5 protein-coding genes are annotated in these 6421 nt (G+C 70.0%); 1 reads left to right on the top strand and 4 read right to left on the bottom strand.

The features are described 5' to 3' along the window. The first annotated feature begins 292 nt into the window (after nucleotides 1-292). The gene (locus D7X74_RS38140) at nucleotides 293-766 is read left to right on the top strand and encodes a hypothetical protein (RefSeq protein WP_120537882.1); all 474 of its coding nucleotides are present in this window, start codon (nucleotides 293-295) and stop codon (nucleotides 764-766) included. A 52-nt stretch (nucleotides 767-818) separates the two neighbouring features. On the opposite strand, the gene D7X74_RS38145 is transcribed toward D7X74_RS38140, so the two are convergent. The 4 genes from D7X74_RS38145 to D7X74_RS38160 all read right to left on the bottom strand — a co-directional run bounded on the left by D7X74_RS38145 (nucleotide 819) and on the right by D7X74_RS38160 (nucleotide 6090). Beyond that, the gene (locus D7X74_RS38145) at nucleotides 819-2162 is read right to left on the bottom strand and encodes an NAD(P)/FAD-dependent oxidoreductase (protein ID WP_120537886.1); all 1344 of its coding nucleotides are present in this window, start codon (nucleotides 2160-2162) and stop codon (nucleotides 819-821) included. 111 nt (nucleotides 2163-2273) lie between these two features. Next, on the bottom strand, nucleotides 2274-3440 hold the full coding sequence (locus D7X74_RS38150; protein WP_120537883.1) for an NAD-dependent epimerase/dehydratase family protein: 1167 nt from the start codon (nucleotides 3438-3440) through the stop codon (nucleotides 2274-2276). Beyond that, a complete protein-coding gene (locus D7X74_RS38155) occupies nucleotides 3437-4723 on the bottom strand; it encodes an NTP/NDP exchange transporter (RefSeq protein ID WP_120537884.1) in 1287 nt (428 codons plus the stop codon). Before D7X74_RS38155 ends, D7X74_RS38150 begins: the two co-directional genes overlap by 4 nt. Before the next feature lie 68 nt (nucleotides 4724-4791). Next, complete coding sequence (locus D7X74_RS38160) at nucleotides 4792-6090, bottom strand: pyridoxal phosphate-dependent aminotransferase (RefSeq protein ID WP_120537885.1); 1299 nt, start codon at nucleotides 6088-6090, stop codon at nucleotides 4792-4794. Nucleotides 6091-6421 lie beyond the last annotated feature (331 nt).

Consider the following 6421-nt stretch of genomic DNA (forward strand, 5'->3'; position numbering starts at 1 on the left):
GGGTCGGGCACCCCGCGCTCCACGGCCCTACCCTGCCTTATCGCGGCAGGCTGACATGGCCAGGGCCCGCGTGTCCCCCTCCGTAACGCCCGCAGGCCCTGCGAGCAGCCGGAAGCTCCGTCTCCGCCGCGTATGAAGGAGCGGATCCACGGAAAATCTCCCCGACGAGCACCAAGCCAACCCCTACGCTCCGTATCCCGGAGCGAGCCGGTTGAACCTCCTGCGTCATCCCGGACCGAGAAGACCCGTCCCGCAAGGGCACACCGCAGGTACGGGAAAAAAGGTTGGAACGATGAGCAACGACAGGCTCCTGCTGAAGCTGCTTCCTGACGAGGATGGGGATGGGACGGCGGAGCTCCAGGTGAGCGCCCGCTCCGGCGCCTTCTCGGGAGAGAGCAGCGCATGGTTCAGCCTGGAGCAGCTCCGGGCCTTCGCCTCGGCGCTGACCGCCTTCCCCCTGGGCGAGGAGGCGCGGCGAGGCATCGCGGGCGGAACGTGGTCCTTCCACGAAGCCGACAAGGCCTACAAGCCCAACCAGGTCTTCGTCGCGATCTCCGCGTACCCCATCGATACCCGAGGGAGCCTGGGCGTCCGGGCCCGGCTCGCGACCCGCACGGACCGCGCCGAGCGCCCGGAGTCGGCCAATACCGCGGCAGTGGAACTCAAGACGACCTACAGCGCGCTCGCCCGTTTCTCGGAGCAGTTCGCGTTGCTGCTCGACGGCAGGGGCGAGGAGGCCGTCCTGCTGACGGATGAAACCACCTGAGCCGTCCTCCCGGATTCCGCCACTCCCGGGAGGACCTGCTTGCGCAAGAAGCTCAGTGCACCGGCGCGGTCCGCGAGACCGGCAGCGCCGGCACCGCGGGCACGGAAGGCCCCGCATCCAGCACGGGCATCCTGGGCGCCACCTTGCCGGTGATGAGCCGCATGTCCCGGCCCCCCTTGGTGAAGAACGTGTAGCCCCAGTTCAGCATCACCGACAGGCGATTGCGGAAGCCGATGAGGTAGGCGATGTGAACGCCCGCCCAGACGAGCCACGCGGGCGTTCCGTGCATCTTCCACTTGTCGAAGAGCATGCCCACCGCGTAGCCCCGGCCGATGACCGCGAAGTTGCCCTTGTCGTGGTAGCGGAACGCCCGGAGCGGCTTGTGCGCCAGCCGGTTTCGCACCGTCTTCGCCACGTGCCGCCCCATCTGCATCGCCGCCGGCGCGATGCCCGGCACCGGCTTGCCGTGCTGCTCCACCGCCGCCACGTCGCCAATCACATACACGTCGTCGTGGCCCGGCGCCGTGAGCAGCGGCCCCACCTTCACCCGCCCCGCCCGGTCCAGGGGCACCTCCAACGAACGCACCAGCGGGGACGCCGCCACGCCCGCGCCCCACAGCACCGTGCGCGTGGGGATGCGCTCCCCGCCAATGTTGACGCCCTCCGCGTCCACGCTCGTCACCATCGCCCCGGTGCGCACCTCCACGTGCAGCCGCTCCAGGTCGCGCTTCGCCGCCTCGGACAGGTCCTCCGGATACGCCGTCAGCACCCGGGGCAATCCCTCCAGGAGGATGACGCGCGCCTGCCGCGTGTCGATGCGCCGGAAGTCCTTCGGCAGCGAGTGCCGCGTCATGTACGCGAGCGCCCCCGCCAGCTCCACGCCCGTGGGCCCCGCGCCGATGATGACGAAGGTCAGCCACTCGCGCTGACGCTCGGGGTCGGACTCGCGCTCCGCCGCCTCGAAGGCCGTCAGCACGCGCTCGCGGATGCGCACCGCGTCCTCCAGCGTCTTCAGGCCGGGCGCCACCTGCGCCCACTCCGGATGCTTGAAGTACGAGTGCGCCGCGCCCGTCGCCACCACCAGGGAGTCGTACGGAATCTCACCGCCTCCGACGAGCAGCACCTTGCGGCGGGCATCCACCGCCTTCGCCTCCGCCAGCATCACCTGCGTGTTGCGCGCCTTGAGCACGCTGCGGATGGGCGCGGAGATGTCCGCCGGATTCAGCACCGCCGTCGCCACCTGGTACAGGAGCGGCTGGAAGAGGTGGTGGTTGTAGCGGTCCACCACCGTCACCCGCACGTCGCGTGCCTTGCCCAGGGCCTTCGCGGCTTCCAGCCCGCCAAAGCCCGCCCCGACGATGACGACGTGATGCCGGCTGTCCTGGTCGCGTTCCATGGCGGAAAAGGTGCGACCGTATGACGCGAACGGCCAGCACCCCGGGAACACGCCTGCTTCTCAGTCACCGCCCGCACGCCAGGAGACCCGGCGAGCGGGCAGCCCCGGGCGCTACTCCGCCGCCTTCGCGGTGCCCGTGCCCTTGGCCTGGTGCCACGCGGCGAGCAGCTCGCGCTCGCGGTCCGCGGGGATGCCCGCGCGCTGCTTCTCCTGACGCTCCGGAGGCAGGGTGTGGAACCACGCCAGCGTGTCGCGCACCGTGTCCGCCAGGGGCCGGATGGTGAGGCCCGCCTGGAGGGCGCGCTCGATGCTCACGCGGCCCAGGCCGCCCTCCGCGCCGGTGCGCGCCGCCCAGATGGGGATCTCCGGGATGGGCGTCGGCTTCTGCTGCTCCAGGAAGGGCGTCTCCACCCAGGTGAAGCGCGCGTCGCCGCCCGTCACCTCGCGAACGCTCTCCAGGAAGGTGCGCATCTTGATGGGCTTCGTGGGGCCGGTGACGTTGAAGACGCCCATCGTGCGGCGCTCCACGTTCCGGATGATGAACGCGGCCAGGTCGCGCGCGTCGATGAACTGCACCGGATCCTCGCCGTCACCGGGCGCCAGCACCTCGCCGCCCCGCGCCACGCGCAGCGGCCAGTAGGTGAAGCGGTCCGACCCGTCGTCCGGCCCCACGATGTAGCCGGGCCGGATGTTGAGCGCGCGCCCCGGCAGGGCGGCCTCCGCGGCCTGCTCGCAGAGCGCCTTGAAGGCCCCGTAGCTCTGCTCGGTGATCTCCTCCGGCGCCGCGGCGTCGATGGTGGCCACCGGGGCCGACTCATCCAGGTTCGCCTTCGTCAGCTCCTTGTAGACGGAGATGCTGGAGATGAAGACGTACTGGCCCACGTTGGGCGCCAGCAGCTCCGCGGACGCCTTCACCAGGCGCGGGAAGTAGCCAGACGTGTCGATGACGACGTCCCACTTGCGGCCCTGGAGCGCCTTGAGGCCCTCGCCCTTGTTCGGGTCGCGGTCGCCCTGGAGCTTCTCCACGTCCGGGAAGAGGCCGGGGTTCGTCTTGCCGCGGTTGAAGAGCGTGAGGGTGTGGCCGCGCTCCTTGGCCCGCTCCACCAGCGCCGGGCCCAGGAAGCGCGTGCCGCCCAGGATGAGGATGCTCAGGGGCTTGCCCTTGGGGTCCTCCGCCTCCGGCCCCGGCCCCGCCTTGGGGGTCGTCGCACAGCCCAGGGTCTGGGCCACGCCCAACGCAGCCGCTGCTTGAATCACGCCTCTTCGGGTCAACTTCATGCCGTGGTTCCTCCGGGAAGGGTCGTCTGCGGGAGTGCTTCAGGCGCGCGCACGCGCTGCTGCCGCGCCAGGTACAGGGACACCGCGAGCCACAGCGCCGCCATGGGCACGGCGACCAGCGACAGGCCCGTCATGCCCAGGCCCATGGCGGTGAGGCCGCTCTGCATCCACGAGCTCACCGTGTCGCTGCCGCGGTACACCACCGTGTCGATGAAGCTCTTCGACTTGTAGCGGGCCTCACGGTCCACGGTGGTGAAGAGGATTTCACGCGACGGGCGCTCCAGCGCGTAGTGGCTGGCGCCCCGCAGCGACTTCACGCCGATGAGCACCGCGAGCACCGGCGCGAACGCGAGCACGCCGAAGCCCAGCATGGTGAGCACCGGCGGCACCGCCATGGCCACGCCCAGCCCCAGCTTCGAGATCACCCGCCCGGTGACCAGCGTCTGCAAGCCCAGGGTCAAGACCTGCACCCAGAAGTCGATGTCCGCGAACGCCGCCGTGCGCGCCGCCGCGTCCTTCGCCATCCCCGCCACCAGCTGAACCTCCTGGTAGTACAGGAACGTGGAGGTCGCCGCGTACAGCAGCACCTGGAGCCCCAGCGCGAGCAGGAACGGCGACGTCACCAAAAGCCGCAGCCCCGCGAGCATCCCGCCGCCCACCGGCCCCTCGCGCGTAGCGGGCTGGTGCTGGACATCCCGCGCCCAGCGGCCCAGGCGCTTCACGCACTGCGCGCTCACCTCCAGCATCACCGCGGACAGGAGGATGAGGTTCACCGGCCCCACGCCCTCCGCCAGCCGCCCTACCAGGAACGGACCGACGATCATCCCCGTGGTGCCGCCCGCGGCGATGAAGCCGAAGAGCCGCTTGCCCTGGTCGCTGGCGAACACGTCCGCCATGAAGCTCCAGAAGATGGAGACGACGAACAGGTTGTAGACGCTCAGCCAGACGTAGAAGGCACGCGCCACGCCCTCCTTCGCCACGCCGAACTTCAGCAGCACGAAGAAGGCCAGCAGGTTGAGCAGGAAGAAGCGGTAGACGCGCGGCACCACGACGCGCCGGGGATAGCGCGCCACCAGCATGGAGAACGCCGGCACCGCCAGCAGCATCACGACGAACGTCACCGTGAACAGCCAGGGCAGGTGCTTCACGTCCCCCGCCGTGCCCATCTCGTTGCGGATGGGCCGCAGGATGGCGTAGCCGCACATCAGCGTGAAGAAGTAGATGAACGACCCGAGGACCGCCCCCACCTCCTCGTCCCGGACATCCACGAAGCGCTTGAGCATGATGGCGGCGCCCTCAACGGCGGTTCTGGCAGGGTATTCCCAACCTGCATTCCTGGGGAGGAAAGTCGCTATTTCCCTGCGAGGATTTCGCGCACGGTGGCCTCCACGCGGGGCAGGGCCTCCTCGATTTCAGCGACGGAGGTGGCGCCCACGGAGAGGCGGAACCAGCCCGTGTCCTCCATCAGACCGAAGGCCTGGAAGGGCACCACGGCGAAGCGGGCCTTCTCCAGGAGGCGCTTGCGGATGGCGTCATTGGTGGTGAGCCCATCCCTGCCCACCAGGTCGAACTGGACGGACAGGTAGATGGCGCCCTGCGGCGCGATGGCGCGCACCGGCAGGCCCGCATCCTTCATGCGCGCGAAGCCCCGGTGGAGCGCTTCCAGGCGCGCGTCCACGCTCGCGCGCATGCTGTTCAGGAAGGCTTCGGTGGCCTGCGTGTCGTCCAGGTAGCGGGCGGTGGCGACCTGTTCGGCCTTGGGGGCCCAGGCGCCCACGTGGCCCAGCACGTCGCGCATGCGGGCGATGAGGGTGGGCGCGCCCACGCCCCAGCCCACGCGCACGCCGGTGGCGGCGAACGCCTTGCTGATGCCGTCCACGAACACGGTGTAGGGCGCCATCTCCGGCACCAGCTCCACGGGCGTCACGTGCTTCGTGCCGCCGAAGCTGAGCACCCAGTAGATGTGGTCGTACATCAGGATGAGGGGCTTCTGGCCGCGGCCTTCGCGCGCGCGGTTCTCCTGGACGATGCGCTCGCAGATGGCGCGCAGCGCGGCCGGGTCCACCATGGTGCCGGTGGGGTTGAGAGGGCTGCACAGACAGAGCATGCGCGCGGTGGACAGGTGCGGCTCCAGCTGCGCCAGCGTGGGCATGAAGCCGGAGTCCGCGTCGGTGGTCACCACCACGCTCTTCGCACCCAGCATGTGGGCGTAGTGGTTGTTGTTCCACGACGGCACCGGGTAGACGACGACGTCGCCCGGGTCCAACACCGCGCGGTAGGCAGCGTAGATGATGGGCCGCGCTCCGCCCGCGATGACGATGCCCTCCAGCGGGTACTTCAGCCCCAGGGAGCGCTCATAGAAGCGCTGCACGGCCTGACGCAGCTCCAGCACGCCGTCGGAGGGCGGGTAGTTCGTCTCACCCGCCTGGAGCGCGGCGCCAATCTGGGTGCGCAGGCCGTCCGGGATGGGGAACTCCTTCGGACTGAAGTCGCCCACGGTGAGGTTGCAGACCTTCGTGCCCTTCGCCACCAGTTCGCGGATCTCCGCGGCGATGCGGAGGATTTCACTGCCCACGAGTCCACGCACCATGGTGCCTACGGTGGTGTCGTCGCGCGAGGGACGCGGGAGGGAGGTCAGGTCGAGGGCCATGAGGCGCAAGTCTCCAGTGAGGGGGCTCGAAGGGGTGGCCCGGGACGCGGCCGGGCGGACCCTATACGCAACACGTCCGGGCGTGGGGACGCAGTTCGGCGGGTGGCCTTCCAACTTCCAAAGCCGACCGGGTGGAGGGGGAACGGCGCGCCAAGCCTCCCCCGGGCCCACGCCTGCTGGGCAACAGTCGCGGGCCCGACGGTGGAGCATCTTCCGTGACTCGGGCGCGCACCTTGTGCGAGGAATCCGAAGTCCCCGTGGGACGCGGTTCAACTGGAAGGCCGGAGGAACAGGATGCGTCTGCGACTGGGGTTGTGCGCGCTGGGGCTGG

The sequence above is a fragment of the Corallococcus sp. CA047B genome (genome assembly GCF_003612065.1).
Lineage (GTDB): Bacteria > Myxococcota > Myxococcia > Myxococcales > Myxococcaceae > Corallococcus > Corallococcus praedator.